This is a genomic window from Arthrobacter sp. SDTb3-6 (genome assembly GCF_013376095.1).
Taxonomy (GTDB): Bacteria; Actinomycetota; Actinomycetes; order Actinomycetales; family Micrococcaceae; genus Specibacter.
Window position 1 is genome coordinate 1 of record NZ_JAAMFN010000002.1, and the last position, 18,003, is coordinate 18,003.

Below are 18,003 nucleotides of genomic sequence, written 5' to 3' on the forward strand. Positions count from 1 at the left end.
CATGATGGTGTCCGCCGCCTGCACCGCGGCGTCGGCGGCCAGGTCCCGGGCAATGTCCTCCGGGTCGCCCATGTAGCTCTTGCCGAAGCGGGAGAGCAGCCCGTCAATCATGCCCACCTGGTCCTTGTTTTGGGCCTGCGAGCGCAGCCCGAAGTACATCCGGTCCACGTCGTCCACCACGGGGATGACGCTGCGGCTGACCGAGACACGCGGCGTGAAACCGTGCCCGTGCTCGGCCCATTCGTCGCGGAACACCTGGATCTGTTCGGCCTGGAGCTGGTCGAACGGCACCCCGGTATCCTCCGTCAGCAACGTGGAACTCATCAGGTTCATGCCCTGCCGGGCCGCCCAGACCGCCGTGGCACGCGTGCCGGCACCCCACCAGACGCGCTGGGAAAGTCCTGGCGAGTGCGGTTCGATGCGCAGCAGCCGTTCGCCGCCCATGTAGGCGTGTTCACCCGGCTCGGCCACCCCCGCACCGGAAATCGCATGGCGGAACGCTGCCGTGTGGCGCCGGGCCATGTCGGCAGCCGTCTCGCCGTCCTCCGGGTGGTAGCCAAAGTCGGCCGCACCGTTCGCGGCCGGTTCGGGTGACCCGCGGCTCACGCCGAGCTGCAGCCGGCCGTCGCTGATCAGGTCCGTGGCCGCCGCCTCCTCGGCCATGTAAAGGGGATTTTCGTAGCGCATGTCGATGACGCCGGTGCCGATTTCAATCCGGCTGGTGCGTGCGGCAATGGCGGCCATGAGCGGGAAGGGCGACGCCTGCTGCCGGGCAAAGTGGTGGACGCGGAAAAACGCGCCGTCGATGCCGAGCTCCTCCGCCGCAACGGCCAGGTCAATCCCCTGGTGCAGCGCATCCCGGGCGGAGGCCGTCTGCGAGCCGCGGCCGGTGCCATAGTGGCCGAAGGAGAGAAAGCCTATGCGTTTGGTGCCAATGGTTTCCATAGTCGTCACAACACGGCCCCGCCACGGGCTATTCCATGCGAATGCATGAAAGCCCCCGCGGCGGGGCGTGGCCGGTCAGGCCGGCAGGCTGCACGCAGTTCAGCGCTTCTTCAGGTGGGATACCGGGTCGGCATTTTCGATCGAGGAGCCGCGGGCCTTCTTCTCGGCACGCTTGGCCTTGATGGCGTGTCCCTTGTCCATCTTCTTGTGCTCGTGGTGGTGTGGCTGTTTGTCAGGCATGGTCAGCTCCTTGGTCATCATCTGGCTAGCTACGCACAAGGCCGAGCGGTCCAATGCGCCCCTCATTTGAACGTTACGCCTGTTTGCCCGACACCAAAAGGGGCGGTTCCCGGCAGGCGTCCCGGGTCTCGACAGGCTCGACCGGCGGGCAAGGTCCGGGTCTCGACAGGCGGGGTCTCGACGCGCTCGCAGGGCTCGCTGCTCGACCACCGGCAGGCTCGACCGGCGTCTCAGGACTCCTGGCGCCAGGAGTTCCACAGCGCGGCGTAGGATCCGCCGCGTTCGAGCAGTTCGTCGTGCGAGCCCAGCTCCGTGATGCGGCCCTGGTCCACAACGGCGACCCGGTCGGCGTCGTGCGCGGTGTGCAGGCGGTGCGCAATCGCCACCACGGTGCGCCCCTGCAGCACGGCGCTGAGCGAGAACTCCAGGTGGCGGGCGGCGGCCGGGTCAATCAGCGAGGTCGCCTCGTCCAGCACCAAGGTGTGGGGATCGGCCAGCACCAGCCGGGCCAGCGCCAGTTCCTGCGCCTGCCCGGGCGTCAGGGTGTGGGCGCCGGAGCCCACCTCGGTTTCCAGCCCGTCGGGGAGGGCACGCGCCCAGCCCAGGGCGCCGACGTCGGCCAGGGCCTGTTCCAGCTCGTCATCCGTTGCGCCGGACTTGCCCAGGCGCAGGTTGTCCGCCAGGGTGCCCACGAACACGTGGTGTTCCTGCGTCACCAGCGCCACCTCGCCGTGCAGCTCGTCCAGGGGGCGGTCCACCAGGGGCACGCCGCCCACCGTCACCGTGCCGCCCGTGGGCGGGTGGATGCCGGCGATCAGGCGCCCCAGCGTGGACTTGCCCGCGCCGGAGGGCCCCACCATGGCCAGCCGCTCCCCCGGCCGCAGCACCAGGTCGATCCCGTGCAGCACGTCGTGGCCCGGGCGGTAGGCATAACGGGCACGGTCCACCACCAGTGAGTCGTCGGCGGGGACGGCGTCCGTGGCGATCCTGTCCCCCTGCACGTCGCGGATGCCCACGATGCGGGCCAGCGACGACGCGCCCACCTGGATCTCGTCAATCCACATGATCAGCAGGTCCACGGGGTCAATGAGCTGCAGTGCGTACAGTGCCACGGTGGCCACCATGCCGGCCGTGACGGCACCCTGCGAGGCCAGCCATCCGCCCCACAGCAGCACGCCGGCCACGGGGAGCCAGAAGGAAAATTCGGCCACCGGGAACATCACCGTGCGCAGCCCCAGCGTGTATTTCTCCCGCTCAAAGCAGCCGCGCAGGGCCGCGTCGATGCGGCCGCGCCGGTGTGCACCCAGGCCCAGCGCGTCCACCGTGCGGGCACCCTCAATGGTTTCGGTGATGGCGCCGTTGAGCACGGCATAGCTTTCCCGCTCCGCCAGGTACCCGGCCGTGGCGCGCCGGAGGTACCAGCGGGTCACCGGGACCAGCAGCGGCGCACCCACCAGCAGGGCAACCGCCAGCACGGGGCTGGTAAACACGGCCGCGGCCACCGTCAGCACTATCGTCGCCAGCGACACCAGCACCTGCGGCACGCCAAAGCGCACGGTGTGCGAGACGGCGTCGACGTCGTTCGTGGTGCGCGAGACGAGGTCGCCGGTGCCGGCCTTTTCCACCGTGGAGAGCGGCAGCGAGGTCACCTGCTCCATGAACTCCTCGCGGAGCTGGGCAAAGACCTTCTCCCCCAGCACCATGCCGGTGCGCTGCGCCCACCGGGACAGCAGCGACTGGACCAGCACAAAGCCGGCGAGCGCCAGCGCCACGGCCGCGACAAACCCGGGCGTGGTGCCGCGGGCGACGGCGTCAACGAGGCGCCCCAGCAGGAACGGCCCCGCCAGCCCGGCCACGGCGGCGAGCACGTACAGCCCCACCACAAAGGCGAGCGGCCGGCGGTGCTGGCCCATCAGGCGCAGGCCTTCCGCCCGCACCGTGGCGGAGTCCGCCACGGGCAGCTTGGAACCGCCCATCACTGCACGCCCTTTCCGACCGGTTCGTGGTTGTCCCCGGTATGTTCGACGCCGGTGCCTGAGTTTTCGTTGTTGCCCGCCGGGGTGCCGCCGTCCATCCCCTCCCCGCGGATCACCACCTTGCGGTAGGCCGGGACCGTGTCCAGCAGCTCGCGGTGGGTGCCCCGGGCGCGGATGGTCCCGTGCTCCAGGAACGTCACCGTGTCCATGGCGCCCAGCAGCAGCGGGCTGGCGGTCACCACCACCGTGGTGTTTTCCGCCGTGCTGCGCTTGCGGCGCAGCGCCGCGGCAATGCGCTGTTCGGTGTGGGCGTCCACGGCGCTGGTCGGTTCAATGAGCACGAGCACCTCCGCATCGGTCAGTACGGCACGGGCCAGGGTGAGGCGCTGGCGCTGGCCGCCGGAAAAGCCTCGGCCCTTCTCCGTCACCTCGTCGTCGAGCCCGTTTCCCAGCCCGTCAAAGACGTCGGCGGCGCTGGCCACGTCAAGGGCGGCCATGATCTCTGCGTCGCTGTGGCGCCCGGCCGGGTCCAGTTCCTCGCGCAGCGTGCCGGTGAACAGCTGGGGTTCGGCGTCGGAGACCACAATGCGGGAGCGGACCTCGCGCAACGGCACCAGGTGCAGGGCGGCACCGCCCCAGCGGACCTGCGCCTCCCGCAGCACGGCGTCCTCGAAGCGTCCCAGCCGCCGCGCCAGCTCCGCCGACTCAGCGGGGTCCGCGGACACCACGGCGCTGAGCGTGCCGGGGACGGCCACCACGCCGGTGGCCGTGTCCACCAGGGCGCTCGGCGAGGAGGGCCCCGGGACGGTTGTGCCGGCGTCGTGCACGGCGGACGGGGTGGCCAGGACGTCGATGATGCGCCGGGCACCGACGTGGGCGCGGATGAAGCGGGACACGGCGTCGGCGGCGGTGCGGATGGGCGAGACGAGGAACACGGCGTAGCCATACAGGGCCACGAGCTGGCCCGGCGCGATCTGCCCGGACACGGCCTGCAGCGCGCCGATCCAGGTGAAGGCCACACTGAAGGCGCCGACCACCAGGACCTGCACGGCGTCGAGGTCGGCCAGCGAATAGGCCACCTTGTTTCCGGCCAGCTGCGTGTCCCGCGAGCGCTCCCGGTAGCGCTGGACGAAGATGTGCTCGCCGCCGATCCCGCGCAGCACGCGCAGCCCGGCCACTGTGTCGGCACCCAGCGCCGTCATCTTTCCGGCGGCCTCGCGCTGTTCCTTTTGGCGGCGTTGCAAGGGACGGATGACGAACAGCAGCATGGCGCCGCAGAGCGGGACGCCGAGCAGGACCACCAGGCCCAGCTGCCAGGAGGAGCGGAACACCAGATACGTCACGAGCAGGTAGCCGACAACGGAGCCGGCCAGGCGGGCGCAGACGTCGAAGATCTCGCCAATGCGCATGGCATCCGACGCCGAGGTGGAGACCACCTCGCCGGTGGAGAACTTTTGCGGCAGGGCATCCCCGCTGCGCGTGACCTTGTGCCCCACCAGCTGCGCGGAACGGTACGCGGCCTGCATCCAGCTGCTCACGGCCGTGCGGTGGCGCAGCGTGGCCGCCCCGGACTGGAGCAGCGTCAGGGCCACCAGCAGCGCCACCCACAGGCCCAGGCGCCGGAAGTTGCCACCCACGATCCCCTGGTCCACCGCCAGGCCCAGGACAAACGGGGTCAGCGCCTGGCAGGCGGTCCAGACGGAGCCGTACACCACGCCCGCCAGGAGCGTGGCACCTTCCGCGCGGGCCAGCCACCACAGGAAACGGGCGGGCGAGCGCAGGTCCGGGGAACCGGCGTCGGGATAGGGAAATGCACGCACAATGGCCTTCTAAAAAGTGGGGGGAGGCAGGCAGGACGCGATCCAGCGGTCCGCAGGCGGCGGCGCGATCAGCGTGTGGTGGGTTGGCTGCTGTTCTCTATCTCACAATTACCCACCCTAACGCAAAATATCCGCCAGACGGAAGGGGTTTTGCCGGACCATCCTGGCGGTGCCCCTGCCGGTCCGGCCCTTCCCGGGCGCGCAACCGCGGGGACCATCTCCTAGAATCGTCTGTAGGCTACTGCGCGAACACCGCCGGCCAGACAGGAAAGGGGTGCGGCCTTGGCCACAGACCACGCCTTGCGGCACGACCAGCTGGTGCAAAAAGTGGCACACCTGTACTACATGTCCGGCGCCACCCAACTGGAAATCGCCTCCGCGGAAAACCTCTCCCGCGCCACCGTGTCGCGGCTGCTGGCCGAGGCCAAGCGGCGCGGCGTGGTGCAGATCCGGATCGGCCCGCCGGTGGACAGGATGCCCGAACTGGAGGCCAGGCTGCGGTCCACGTTCAAGCTTGCCGACTGTGTCATCTCCATGGACCGTCCGCGGTCCCTGTATGAGAAGAACAACCGCCTGGGCTACGTGGCCGCCCGTTACCTGGAAACCCACCTCGACGGCGTGCGGCAGCTGGGCGTGGCCGCCAGCCGGACGCTGTCCTCCGTGGCCAAGTCGCTCAGCCCCGGGGTGCGCAGCGAACTGACAGTGATTGACCTGCTCGCCTGCCCGTCACGGCTGGACCGTTCCGGCGACGAACGCATCCACGTCGGCGAACACATCTGCCAGCAGCTGGGCGGGAACTTTGTCCCTGTCCCGGCCAACTTCCTTTACCGTGACCCCGCCGCCCGGCTGAAAGCGCTGGAATCCCCCGAGGTGGCCTACGGGCTGGAGCTGGGGACGCGCAGCGACCTGGCCCTCATCGGGCTCGGCTCCATGCAGCGCTTTGACGGCACCGGCACCTACAGCCCGGTGTCCCCCACCGCCCTGGCAGACCTGGCGGCAGCCGGTGCGGCCGCCCACCTGTGCGGCCATTTCTTTGACCACCAGGGCCGCGAGGTGGTTTCGGAGGTCACGGACCAGCTGGTCGGCATCACCCTCGATGACCTGCTGAAGATCCCGCGCCGCATGATGGTCACCGCCGGGCCGGCCAAGGTGGTGCCGCTGGCGGCGGCCATCCGCGGCGGCTACGTCAACGAACTCGTCACGGACGAATCCACGGCGCGGGAACTGCTCGCCACCTTCCGTTGAGGCCGCCTTCCGTCACGGGTCCGGTATCGCGCGGCGGGCCGTCCGCGGCGCCGGGCCGCGGCGGGAGGACGACGGCGCAACGCACGTGCCGCCGTCGTCCGCCGGGCGGGCTAGCGGAACAGCCCGCTGTAGGCGCTCAGGGCCGGCTGCCCGCCAAGGTGCGCGTACAGGACGTTGCTGGAGGCCGGGATGTCCCGGGACCGCACCAAATCGATCAGCCCGGCCATGGACTTGCCCTCGTAGACGGGGTCCACGATCATCCCTTCAAGTGAGCCGGTGAGGCGGATGGCGTCCAGCGTGGATTCGACCGGGATGCCGTAAAAGTCGCCCGCCCAGCCTTCCAGCACGGTGATTTCCTCCTCGCGCAGTTCGCGCCCCAGCCCGATCAGTTCCGCGGTGTGGCGGGCGATCCGGCCCACCTGCGCACGGGTTTTCTCGATCGTGGCGGACGCGTCAATGCCAATGACGCGGCGCGGGCGATCCTGGCCGGCAAAGCCGGCGATCATGCCGGCATGGGTGGAGCCGGTGACAGTGCAAACCACGATGGTGTCGAAGAAGATGCCCAGTTCGGCCTCCTGCTGCTGGAACTCGTAGGCCCAGTTGGCGAAGCCCAGGCCGCCGAGGCGGTGCTCGGAGGCGCCGGCGGGGATGGGGTACGGCTTGCCGCCGGCGTCCTCGACGTCCTTGATGGCCGCCTCCCAGCTGCTGCGGATGCCGATGTCGAAGCCGGCCGCGTCGAGGCGGACGTCGGCGCCCATGATGCGGGAGAGCTGGATGTTGCCCACGCGGTCGGACAGCGGGTCCGGCCAGTCCACCCAGTTTTCCTGCACCAGGCGGGCCTTCATGCCCAGCTTGGCGGCGACGGCGGCCACCTGGCGGGTGTGGTTGGACTGGTAGCCGCCAATGGAGACCAGGGTATCTGCTCCCTGGGCGATGGCGTCCGGGACGATGTACTCCAGCTTGCGGGTCTTGTTCCCGCCAAAGGCCAGGCCGGAATTGACGTCCTCGCGCTTGGCCCAGATCCTGGCCCCGCCCAGATGCGCGGACAGGCGGGGCAGCTCATGGACCGGGCTGGGTCCAAACGTCAGCGGGTAGCGTTCAAAGTCTGATAGTGCCACGGCAGGTCCTCAGGGTTTGGGAGTGGCGCAGGTCACGCCGTTCTGGTTATGCAATATATTGCATGTTGCGTACAGGGTGTGTCAAGGGTGCCTGGACAGCCCCGGACGCGGGATAGCATGGGCACCATGCCCACCCCCGCGCCCCACGGCATCCACAAGCGCCCCTTGCTCCGCGACGACGTCTACAACTCCATCCGCGACGCCATTGTTGACGGCACCTTTGGCCCCGGCGAACGGCTCAAGGACCCCGAGCTGGAACAGTGGCTGGGCGTCAGCCGCACGCCCATCCGCGAGGCGCTGTTGCGGCTGGAACGTGCGGGGCTGGTCAAGGCGACACCCGGCCGGGCCACCATCGTGGCGCCGCTGGATCCCGCTTCGACCGTCAGCGCCCAGCAGGTGGTGGCGGCCATGCACGAGCTCGCCGTCCGCCTCGCGGTGCCCCTCCTTGGCCGGGAGCAGCTGGCCGCCCTGACCGAGGCGAACGGCCGCTTCGCCCACGCCCTGGAGCACGACGACGCAGACCTCGCCCTGGCTGGCGACGACGCCTTTCACGCCGTGTTTGTCCGTGCGTGCGGGAATGACATGGTGCCGGCCGTCCTGGACCAGGCCCTGCCGCTGCTGCGGCGCGTTGAACGCCGGCGCTTCAGCTCGCACGCGGCGCGCCATTCGGTCACGGCCCACGCCGAGATCATCCGGCTGGCCGGCCTGGGCGACGCCGAGGGCGCGGCCCTGGCCACGCGCAACAACTGGCTCTCGCTGGGGGCCGGGGAGCAGGGCTGAGCGCAGGTCCTGGCCGCGCCTGGCGGCACCCGCCGCTGGTGCGGCCCGGACAAAGCCGGCCGGACTTCCTGCCGGCAACCGTCAAGGTCGAATAGGCGGGCCAGATCCGCGCCCACCAGGATCAAGCGAAATATTGTGCGGGCACAACCCTAGGGGCCCGGCGGAACCGCAGTAGAGTCGCGGACGACCAGTTCGGTGGCCAGCTCCACGTGCAGGGAATCCAGGGTCTCCCCCTTGGCCAGCCTCAATACCGAGCGCAGCGCCGCCCGCCCCATTTCCTTCAGCGGCTGCGCCACCGAGGTCAGCCGGGGCAGGGTCTGCTCCGCCAGGGCCGTGCCATCAAAGCCCACCAGGCTGATGTCCTCGGGGACCCGCACATTTTGGCGCCGGGCTTCATCCAGGACCCCCAGGGCAATGTCATCACTGCCGGCAAAGATGGCGGTCGGCGGTTCCGGCAGGGCGAGAAGGTTCGCGGCGCCCGAGGCGCCAAAAGCCTGGTTGAAACCCCCAGCCAGGGCGTACCCGGGCCTGGCCGGAATCCCGTGGCCCATCAGGGCCGCCAGATAGCCGTGCAGCCGGGCCACGCTGCACTCGGCGGCCTCCGGACCGCCCAGATAGGCTATGCGCTCATGCCCCAGCGCAATGAGGTGCTCCGTGGCCGCCTTCCCGCCGGCCCAGTTGGTGGCGCCGACGCTGACAAAGCCGCTGTGGGGCGGGTTGAGCGGATCAATCACCACCACGGGGATACTGCGGCGCTTGAAGGAATCAAGCTGCTTTCCGGTCACCTCCGACGTGACCAGGACCAGCCCCTTGCGCCCGGATTCCACCATGCGCTGGGCCCACTCTTCATGGTTTGCATTGTGCAGCTTCCGTGGGGTGACGCTGCTCAGCACAATTTCAACCCCCTCGGCGGAGGCGTAGTCGAGGATGCCCGTGAGCACTTCAAGGGAGTACTGGGTGTTGATGCCGTCGAACACCAACTCCACCATGGCCGGCCCCGCGGACCGTGACCGCCGCTGCACGGGCGATTCGTAGCCGAGACGCTCCAGCGCCTCCTGGACGCGGGCGCGGGTGCCGGCGGCGACGTCGTCCCTGCCATTGATCACCTTGGACACCGTGGGCGCCGAAACACCCGCCAGCGCCGCCACGGTGGCCAGCACCGGCTTGGACCGCTGTGATTTCTCGCTCATCACTACCCCTGGATTTCGAAAAGTTTCTTCCCCTGAAGTGTGCATTCTTCCAGTTACTCACGTCAAATTCGCCATTATTTTTCTTGACATGTGATGCGTGACACCGCTACCTTCTACTCAATCGCAGAATTAATTGCGAAATCTTTCGAAACCACGATGACGACCTTTTCAATGGAGACAAGATGGAACAAAATATCGCTTCCCGCCGGTCCTTCCTATCCCTTGCGGTGGTGGCCCCCCTGGCTGCCTGGGGCCTGAGTGCCTGCGGCACCTCGGGGCCCGGAGGTGCGGCCGGCAGCGGCGCCACCATGTGGTCGCTCACCGGCCAGCCGAACGAAGGCATCCGCAAGAACACCATTGACGCCTTCAACAAGGCCAACCCGGACGAAACAATCAAACTGACGTTCTTCCAGAACGATGCCTACAAGACCAAGATCAAGACCGCAATCGGCGCCGGGCAGGCACCCACCATCATCTATGGCTGGGGCGGCGGCACGCTGAAATCGTACGCGGAAGCGGGACAGGTGGAGGACCTCACCAGCTGGTTTGAGGCCAACCCGGACGTAAAGGCGCGGCTTTTCCCATCCGCCTTCGGCGCCGCCACGGTTGACGGCAAGATCTACGCCATCCCCACGCAGACCGTCGCGCCCATCATCTTCTTCTACAACAAGGAACTCTTCGCCAAGGCCAATGTCCAGCCGCCGAAGACCTGGGCCGACCTCATGTCCCTGGTCAAGACCTTCAACGGGATGGGGATCGCCCCGATCTCCCTGGGCGGCCAGTCCCGCTGGACGTCCATGATGTGGCTCGAGTTCATGTTCGACCGCGTGGGCGGCCCCGAAGTCTTCAACGACATCTTCGCCGGCAAGGCCAACGCCTGGTCCAACCCCGCCGCTCTGGAGGCCCTGACCAAGATCCAGGAGCTGGTCTCCGCCAACGGCTTCATCAAGGGCTTCTCCTCCATCACCGCAGACAGCAACGCCGACCAGGCCCTTCTCTACACCGGCAAGGCCGCCATGATGCTCCATGGCGCCTGGACCTACGGGGGCATGAAGAACGACGGCGGCGGGTTTGTCCAGGCGGGAAAGCTCGGTTGGGTGGACTTCCCCACCGTGGAAGGCGGCAAAGGCGACCCCAAGGACACGGTGGGAAACCCTGCCAACTACCAGTCGATCTCCGCCAAGGCCAGCGCCGCCGAGAAGGAAACGGCCAAGAAGTTCTTCAAGGACGGGTTGTTCACCCCGGCCGAGATTGCCGCCTACATCAGCAACGGCGGCGTCCCGATTGTCACCGGGATCGAGGGCAAGCTGGCGGCCACCGACGACAAGGACTTCCTGACGTACGTCTACACGCAAAGCAAGGACGCCCCCAATTTCCAGCAGTCCTGGGACCAGGCCCTGAGCCCCACTGCCGCCGAGGCGCTGCTGAACAACATCGACCAGCTGTTCGTCAAGTCGATCACGCCGGAACAATTCGCCAGCAACATGAACGCGACACTGGGCAAATGAGCGCCCGGCCCATGGCTGCAGTGGCAACCGCCCCGCCGGCGCGCCGCGGCGCCACCAAGGCCGGCCGCACCCCGCAGGCCGGCCCTTCCCCGCAGGCGGGCAAAGGGAAGAACGGGGCCCTGGCCTGGCTGGTCATTCCGGCGCTGGTCTTCTTCGTGGGCTTCGCCGTGCTCCCGCTCATCGGCGTGCTGGTGCTCAGCTTCACCAACTGGGACGGGATCGGCGCCATCTCGCCGGCAGGACTGGCCAACTGGTTCAGCATCTTCTCCGACCCGCTCATGTACAACGCCCTCTGGCTGACGTTCGTCATCATGGTGGTGTCCTGGCTGGTCCAAACCCCCATCAGCCTGCTGCTGGGCACCTTCACGGCGGGAAGCCAGAAATACCGGGCCGTGCTCGCCGTGCTGTACTTTCTGCCGCTCCTGCTCTCCTCCGCGGCGATCGCCATTGCCTACAAGGCGCTCCTGGACCCGAACTTCGGACTGGCTGAAGGCCTGCGCCTGCCGTTCCTGGCCCAGGACTGGCTGGGGCTGCCCGAGCTGGCCCTGGGCGTGGTGATCTTCGTGATTGCCTGGCAGTTCGTCCCGTTCCACACGCTCATTTACCAGGGGGGTGTCCGGCAAATCCCCAAATCCCTCTACGAAGCAGCCGAAATTGATGGCGCCGGGAGGGTCAAGCAGTTCTTTTTCATCACGGTCCCCCAACTGAAATACACCATCATCACCTCCTCCACCCTCATGGTGGTGGGTTCGCTCACGTACTTTGACCTGGTCTTCGTCCTCACCGGAGGCGGGCCCGGCAACTCCACCCGCATCCTGGCCCTGGACATGTACCTGAAGGGCTTCAAGGCCAACCTCATGGGTCCGGCGAGCGCCGTCGCCGTCATCCTGGTGGCGATCGGCCTGGCCCTGGCCTTGCTGTTGCAGCGGATCGGCGGCAAGGACAACTCCGGCAGCCAATTGGAAGGACTGTAACATGGCCAGTGTCTTGTCCAAGGCGGCCACGGCTGAACCGGCCCGCACCAGGCGGACGCCCCGCCGGGCCGGCTTGCGCCTTCGCCGGTTCAACGTCCCCGCGGGAGTGGCCGGCTGGCTGTGGCTGGCCGTCATCATCATCCCCATCTACTACGTCGTCATCACGAGCCTGAAAACCCAGGCAGGCTATTTCGGCCAGAACCCGCTGGCCGTGCCGGCCTCGCCCACCCTGGAAAACTACAAGATGGTGCTGGCAGCGGACTTCGCCAGGTACTTTGTCAACAGCGCGCTCATCACCGTCGGCACCGTGGTCCCGTCCCTGGCGTTCTCCTTCATGGCCTCCTTTGCCATCGTCCGGGGGAGCGGCCGGTTCCTCAAAAGCGTCAATGCGCTGTTCCTGATGGGCCTTGCCATCCCGTTGCAGGCGGTGATCATCCCCATCTACCTGATGATCATCAAGATGCACCTTTACGACAGCCTGCTGGCGATCATCCTGCCGTCCATCGCCTTCGCCATCCCCCTCAGTGTGCTGATCATGGCCAACTTCATCCGCGACGTACCCAATGAACTTTTCGAATCCATGCGGCTGGACGGCTGCAGCGAATGGCAGACGCTGTGGCGCCTGGCCCTCCCCCTGGCCAAGCCGGCCATCGTCACGGTGGCCATCTACAACGGCCTGGGCGTGTGGAACGGCTTCCTGCTCCCGCTGATCCTGACCCAAAGCCCGGAACTGCGCGTCCTGCCACTGGCGTTGTGGACATTCCAAGGTGAATACAGCGTCAACATCCCGGCCGTGCTGGCCTCCGTGGTGCTCACCACCCTGCCCATCCTGGTGCTCTACATTGTGGGCCGGCGCCAGCTGCTCTCCGGCCTGACCGCCGGCTTCAGCAAATAGCCGCCCCACCGGGCACCCCAACCCGAAGGAACCATTCCCATGGAAAAGCACTCTCCGCCCGCGCTGCGGGTGGGCATGGTGGGCTACGCCTTTATGGGCGCCGCCCACTCCCACGCCTGGCGCACGGCACACCGCTTTTTTGACCTGCCCATGACCCCGGAACTGGCGGCCGTCGCCGGCCGGAACAGGGACGCCGTTGAACACGCCGCGGAACGCATGGGCTGGGCGTCCGTTGAAACGGATTGGCGGGCGCTCATTGCACGCGACGACATCGACCTCATCGACATCTGCACCCCCGGCAACACGCACGCGGAAATCGCCATCGCCGCCCTCGAGGCAGGCAAGCACGTATTGTGCGAAAAGCCGCTGGCCAACAGCGTCGCAGAGGCGGAGGAGATGGCCGCCGTCGCGGACGCGGCGGCCCGGAACGGCGTGTTTGCCATGTGCGGCTATTCATACCGGCGCACGCCGGCGGTGGCCCAGATGAAGCGCATGGTCGACGACGGCCGGATCGGCACCGTCCGCCAGGTGCGCGCCCAGTACCTGCAGGACTGGCTGGCCGATCCCCACGCGCCCCTGACCTGGCGCCTGGAGAAGGACAAGTCCGGCTCCGGCGCCCTCGGCGACATCGGTGCACACAGCATCGATGCGGCCCGGTTCGTCACGGGCCTGAACATCACCGGCGTCTCGGCGCTCTTGGAAACGTTTACCAAAGAGCGGCCCGTGGGCGGCGAATTTGTGGGCCTCGGCGGCCACGGCGACGTCACCGCGGACACGCCCCGCGGCCCGGTCACCGTCGACGACGCCGCACTTTTCACGGCCAGGTTCGACGGCGGCGCGATCGGCGTGTTTGAAGCGACCCGCACCGCCCTGGGAAGGAAAAACGCCATGCGGCTGGAGGTCAACGGCACCCTCGGGTCCGTTGCGTTCGACTTTGAGGACATGAACTTCCTGCAGTTTTACGACGGCACCGATGCCGCAGACGCCCGCGGCTTCCACCGGATCATGGTCACCGAACCCGTCCACCCCTATGCGGGCAACTGGTGGCCCACGGGCCACGGACTCGGCTACGAACACGGCTTCACCCACCAGGTGGCAGACCTCGTGACAGCACTGGGCACGGGGACCACGCCCACGCCGTCGTTCTCCGACGCCCTCCAGGTCCAGCGCGTGCTGGCGGCCGTGGAGGAAAGTGCCGCGAACAACAGCACGTGGACAGCCACCCGACAGCACGCCATCACCCTGGAGGACGCACAATGACCCGGCCCATCACCTTGTTCACCGGCCAGTGGGCCGACCTCCCCTTTGAGGAAGTGGCCAGGCTGGCCGGCCAATGGGGCTACGACGGTCTCGAAATTGCCTGCTGGGGCGACCACCTGGACCCGTGGCGTGCCGTGGAGGACGATTCCTACCTGCGGGACAAACTGGACATCCTGGCCCGCAACAACCTGGCCGTCCATGCCATCTCCAACCATCTCAACGGCCAAGCCGTGTGCGACGATCCCATCGACGAGCGCCACGAGGGCATTGTGTCCGCCCGGGTGTGGGGCGACGGCAGTCCCGAAGGCGTGCGCCGGCGCGCCGCGGAGGAGCTGAAGATGACCGCACGGGCCGCGGCCCGGCTTGGCGCCGGGACCGTCACCGGCTTCACCGGCTCGGCCATCTGGAAATGCGTGGCCATGTTCCCGCCCGCCTCCGAAGCCATGATCGAGCGCGGCTACCAGGACTTCGCGGACCGGTGGAACCCCATCATCGACGTCTTTGACGAGGTGGGCGTGAAGTTTGCCCTGGAGGTCCACCCCTCGGAAATCGCCTACGACTACTGGACCGCCCAGCGCACCCTGGAGGCCATTGGCCACCGGGAAGGCTTCGGCCTGAACTTCGACCCGTCCCATTTCATCTGGCAGGACCTTGACCCTGCCGCGTTCCTGTACGACTTTGCCGACCGGATCTACCACGTCCATGTCAAGGAATCCGTCCGGCAGCTGGACGGGCGCAACGGCCGGCTCGGCTCCCACCTGCCGTGGGGCGATCCGCGCCGCGGCTGGGACTTCGTCACGGCAGGCCACGGGGACGTGCCCTGGGAACGGATCTTCCGCATGCTCAACCACATCAACTACACCGGCCCCACCAGTATCGAATGGGAGGACGCCGGCATGGACCGTCGGGTGGGCGGCCCGCAGGGCCTGGCCCTGGTCCGCTCCCTGGCCGGGATCATCCCGCCGGCAGCAGCATTCGACGCCGCATTCGCCACCCGCTGACACCAAGCAAAGGACATCCACCCATGACAAGCACCAAAACCTCACTCGTGGTGCGCGGCGGCTGGGACGGCCACCAGCCGGTTGAGGCCACCGAACTTTTCATTCCGCACCTGGAAGCCAACGGGTACACGGTCCGGGTGGCGGAGGGCCCGGCCGTCTATGCCGACTCCGACTACATGAAAACCGTGGACCTCATCGTCCAGTGCAACACCATGAGCACCATTGAAAAGGAGGAATTTGAGGGCCTGCGTGCGGCCGTCGAGGCGGGCACCGGCCTGGCCGGCTGGCATGGCGGCATTGCCGATTCCTACCGCAACAACTCCGACTACCTGCACCTGATCGGCGGCCAGTTCGCCTGCCACCCGGGCAGGCACCCCGACGAGCGGACAGGGGAACAGCCGGACAACTACGTGCCGTACCGCGTGGACATGCTCCCGGCGGCGGCAGGCCATCCCATCACCGAAGGGATCGGCAGCTTTGAGCTCGTCACCGAGCAGTACTGGGTGCTTGCGGACAGCTACATCGACGTCCTCGCCACCACCACCCAAAAGGTGCGCGAGTGGGACCCGTGGCACCGCGAAGTCACCTCCCCCGCCATCTGGACGCGCGAATGGGGGCAGGGGCGCATCTTCGTCGCCACCCCCGGACACCACGTGGACATCCTGGAAAACCCGAACGTCAAGACCATCATCGAAAGAGGCATGCTGTGGGCCAGCCGCTAAACACCCCCCTGAACATCGGAATCGTCGGCTGCGGCAACATCATTGTCCAGTACCTGGCCACGCTCCCCTCGCTGGACGCCCTCCGGCTGGTGGCCCTGGCCGACCTTGACCCCGCACGGGCGCAGGCAGTGGCGGACGGGCTGCCCGGCGTGCGCGCCCTGGGTGTGCAGGAGCTGATTGCCGACCCCGGGGTGGAGCTGGTCCTGAACCTCACCATCCCCGCCGCCCACGCCGAGGTGGCGCTGGCCGCGATTGCCGCGGGCAAGCACGTGTACGGGGAGAAGCCGCTGGCAGCCACCACGGAGGAGGCCCGGGCAGTGCTGGCGGCCGCGGCCGCCGCCGGCGTCACGGTTGGCAGCGCCCCGGACACGGTGTTGGGCACCGGAACGCAAACCGCGCGCCGGGCCATCGACGACGGCCTGATCGGCAGGCCGATTTCCGCCACGGCCACCATGGTCACCCCGGGCCACGAGCGCTGGCACCCGAACCCCGACTTTTACTACGTTCCCGGCGGCGGCCCGCTGCTGGACATGGGCCCGTACTATGTTTCCGCCCTGGTCACGCTGCTGGGCCCGGTGAAATCGGTGATTGGTGCCGCCAGCCACACCCGAAACTCCCGCGTCATCGGCTCCGGCCCACGCGCCGGCGAGAGCGTCCCGGTCTCCACGGACACCCACGTCACAGGTGTCCTGGTCCATGAGTCCGGGGTGCTGTCCACGCTCGTCATGAGCTTTGACGCCGTCGCCACGCAGGCGGCGAACATTGAGGTCCACGGCGAAACGGGCTCGCTGGTGGTCCCCGATCCGAACCAATTTTCCGGCGCCGTCAAAATTCGCACCCTGGGATCCGAGGACTGGGAGGTCCTCCCCATCTCCGCCGGCTATGCGCAGTCCGCCCGCGGCATCGGCCTGCAGGACCTGGCCCTGACGCCGGACGGCGGGCAGCCGCGGGCCAGCGGGACGCTCGCCTTCCACGCCTTGGACATCATGGAGTCTGTGCTGCGCTCCGCCCGCTCGGGACGGGCCGTGGACGTTGGCAGCCGCTGCGGGCGTCCGGACCCCGTCCCGCTCACGCAACCGGCCGCCGCCGTCGGGTAGCGCACCCTGCGCCGCGTAGCCGGGGAGGAATCCCGGTCCCCGGCTACGCGGCGGAGGGGTCGGCCAAAAGTGGGGCGAAGGCAAGTTCGGCCGCACCCACCATCATGAGGTCGGCCCCGAGGGCCGCCGGGCGGATGGCCACCTGCGCGGCGGGCTCCTCCAGTGCCTGCGCGGCAACGCCCGCCGCCAGTTCGCCCGGCGCCGCTGCATCAAGCGCGGCGAGGAACCCGTCAAGGACAATGGCCTCCGGATTGAAAACATTGACCACGGTGCGCAGGGCAATCGCCAGAAAGCCGAGCTGCCTGCGCACTTCGGCGGCAACCAGGGGGTCCGTGCTGGCGCCCAGGGCGCGGGCCAGCTCGCCTGGCTCACCGGCGTCGAGCCCCAAGAGGTCCAGCAGCGGCGCGCGGCGCACCTCGGTCTGCAGGCACCCGAGGGCGCCGCAGTGGCACCTGGCCCCGTTGCTGCGCACCAGGGTGTGGCCAAACTCCCCCGCGAATCCGGACGCGCCGGCCAGCAGCCGGCCTTCGCTGATGATGCCGCCGCCAATGCCGCTGGCCCCGCCATTGAGGTAGACCGCGTTCCGGGACCCGGCCGCGGCACCGAAGACCAGTTCCGCTTCGGCGGCCAGTGAAGCGTCGTTCGAAACGGCAGTGGGGTAGCCGCACGCGTCCGCGAGCAGTTCCGCCACGGGCTCGCCGTGCCAGCCCAGGTGGGGTGCGTGGCGGACCATGCCGTCGGCCGCGGTGACAAGGCCCGGGACGGCGACGCCGATCCCCACCACCCTGTAATCGGAGTCAAGCTCCCCGCGCATGCCCGCAATGACGGCCGCGGCAATGTTGACGGCCTCGGCGGCGGTGGGAATGCGTCCGGTGTTGTAGCGGATCTTCTTGATGACCCGTCCGCCCAGGCCCACCAGGCCGATCGTGACGGCGTCAACCTCCGGGTTCACCGCCAGCGCGGCCACGCCGGGGTTGGGCCGGACCTCGGGGCTGGGCCGGCCCACCTGCGTCCCGCCCGCCGGCGCGGACTCGAACACCAGCCCGTCGGCCACCAGCTGGCCTATCAGCACACCCACGGTGGAGCGGTTCAGCCCCGTCAGCCTGGTCAGCTGCGCGCGGCTGAGCATGCCGTGCTGGTGCACCAGCGTCAGCAGCCGCGACAGGCTGGTGGTCCGTTGATCCCCGGCGGGCGCGGCGATGCCCTCGGGCTCAATTGTCATGCCCCTATTT

General features: G+C 68.3%; 16 protein-coding genes. 9 read left to right on the plus strand and 7 right to left on the minus strand.

Translation table 11 applies throughout. From position 1 onward, the window contains the following. From G6035_RS01005 to G6035_RS01020, 4 genes are all read right to left on the minus strand, one after another. Positions 1-945 (minus strand): LLM class flavin-dependent oxidoreductase (locus tag G6035_RS01005; protein ID WP_176615213.1); only part of this gene is annotated, 945 nt, incomplete at its 3' end. Between the two features lie 99 nt (positions 946-1,044). After that, complete coding sequence (locus G6035_RS01010) at positions 1,045-1,185, minus strand: hypothetical protein (RefSeq protein WP_176615214.1); 141 nt, start codon at positions 1,183-1,185, stop codon at positions 1,045-1,047. A gap of 230 nt (positions 1,186-1,415) precedes the next feature. Next, complete coding sequence (locus G6035_RS01015; RefSeq protein ID WP_176615366.1) at positions 1,416-3,161, minus strand: ABC transporter ATP-binding protein; 1,746 nt, start codon at positions 3,159-3,161, stop codon at positions 1,416-1,418. Next, positions 3,161-4,981: an ABC transporter ATP-binding protein gene (locus tag G6035_RS01020; protein ID WP_176615215.1), complete on the minus strand. Its 1,821-nt coding sequence runs from the start codon at positions 4,979-4,981 to the stop codon at positions 3,161-3,163. Before G6035_RS01020 ends, G6035_RS01015 begins: the two co-directional genes overlap by 1 nt. Before the next feature lie 282 nt (positions 4,982-5,263). Here G6035_RS01020 and G6035_RS01025 point away from each other — a divergent pair, with 282 nt between their 5' ends. Continuing rightward, positions 5,264-6,226 (plus strand): sugar-binding transcriptional regulator, encoded by a 963-nt coding sequence (locus G6035_RS01025; protein ID WP_176615216.1) that lies wholly within the window; start codon positions 5,264-5,266, stop codon positions 6,224-6,226. A 110-nt stretch (positions 6,227-6,336) separates the two neighbouring features. Here G6035_RS01025 and G6035_RS01030 read toward each other — a convergent pair whose 3' ends face one another. Then, on the minus strand, positions 6,337-7,344 hold the full coding sequence (locus tag G6035_RS01030; RefSeq protein ID WP_176615217.1) for a 1-aminocyclopropane-1-carboxylate deaminase: 1,008 nt from the start codon (positions 7,342-7,344) through the stop codon (positions 6,337-6,339). 126 nt (positions 7,345-7,470) lie between these two features. On the opposite strand from G6035_RS01030, the gene G6035_RS01035 reads away from it, so the two are divergent. Next, a complete protein-coding gene (locus G6035_RS01035) occupies positions 7,471-8,124 on the plus strand; it encodes a GntR family transcriptional regulator (protein ID WP_176615218.1) in 654 nt (217 codons plus the stop codon). Between the two features lie 149 nt (positions 8,125-8,273). On the opposite strand, the gene G6035_RS01040 is transcribed toward G6035_RS01035, so the two are convergent. Further along, a complete protein-coding gene (locus tag G6035_RS01040; protein WP_176615219.1) occupies positions 8,274-9,314 on the minus strand; it encodes a LacI family DNA-binding transcriptional regulator in 1,041 nt (346 codons plus the stop codon). 182 nt (positions 9,315-9,496) lie between these two features. Here G6035_RS01040 and G6035_RS01045 point away from each other — a divergent pair, with 182 nt between their 5' ends. From G6035_RS01045 to G6035_RS01075, 7 genes are read left to right on the plus strand one after another with little or no spacing between them, the layout of a single operon-like run. After that, on the plus strand, positions 9,497-10,822 hold the full coding sequence (locus G6035_RS01045; protein WP_176615220.1) for an extracellular solute-binding protein: 1,326 nt from the start codon (positions 9,497-9,499) through the stop codon (positions 10,820-10,822). Between the two features lie 11 nt (positions 10,823-10,833). Then, positions 10,834-11,796 carry a carbohydrate ABC transporter permease gene (locus tag G6035_RS01050; RefSeq protein ID WP_176615367.1) on the plus strand — a complete coding sequence of 321 codons (963 nt, stop codon included), beginning with the start codon at positions 10,834-10,836 and terminating at the stop codon, positions 11,794-11,796. Between the two features lies 1 nt (position 11,797). Then, entirely contained in the window at positions 11,798-12,691 is an 894-nt protein-coding gene (locus G6035_RS01055) for a carbohydrate ABC transporter permease (protein WP_176615221.1), read from the plus strand. Positions 12,692-12,730: 39 nt separating this feature from the next. Beyond that, positions 12,731-13,951, plus strand: a complete 1,221-nt coding sequence (locus G6035_RS01060; RefSeq protein ID WP_176615222.1) for a Gfo/Idh/MocA family protein — start codon at positions 12,731-12,733, stop codon at positions 13,949-13,951. Then, complete coding sequence (locus G6035_RS01065) at positions 13,948-14,952, plus strand: sugar phosphate isomerase/epimerase (RefSeq protein ID WP_176615223.1); 1,005 nt, start codon at positions 13,948-13,950, stop codon at positions 14,950-14,952. The genes G6035_RS01060 and G6035_RS01065 overlap by 4 nt, the downstream gene beginning before the upstream one ends. 23 nt (positions 14,953-14,975) lie before the next feature. Further along, entirely contained in the window at positions 14,976-15,674 is a 699-nt protein-coding gene (locus G6035_RS01070; protein WP_176615224.1) for a ThuA domain-containing protein, read from the plus strand. Then, the gene (locus G6035_RS01075; RefSeq protein ID WP_371130761.1) at positions 15,659-16,771 is read left to right on the plus strand and encodes a Gfo/Idh/MocA family protein; all 1,113 of its coding nucleotides are present in this window, start codon (positions 15,659-15,661) and stop codon (positions 16,769-16,771) included. Before G6035_RS01070 ends, G6035_RS01075 begins: the two co-directional genes overlap by 16 nt. Positions 16,772-16,814: 43 nt before the next feature. Here the strand turns inward: G6035_RS01075 and G6035_RS01080 are convergent, their stop codons facing one another. Beyond that, positions 16,815-17,993, minus strand: coding sequence for an ROK family transcriptional regulator (locus G6035_RS01080; protein WP_176615226.1), 1,179 nt, complete (start codon positions 17,991-17,993; stop codon positions 16,815-16,817). Positions 17,994-18,003 lie beyond the last annotated feature (10 nt).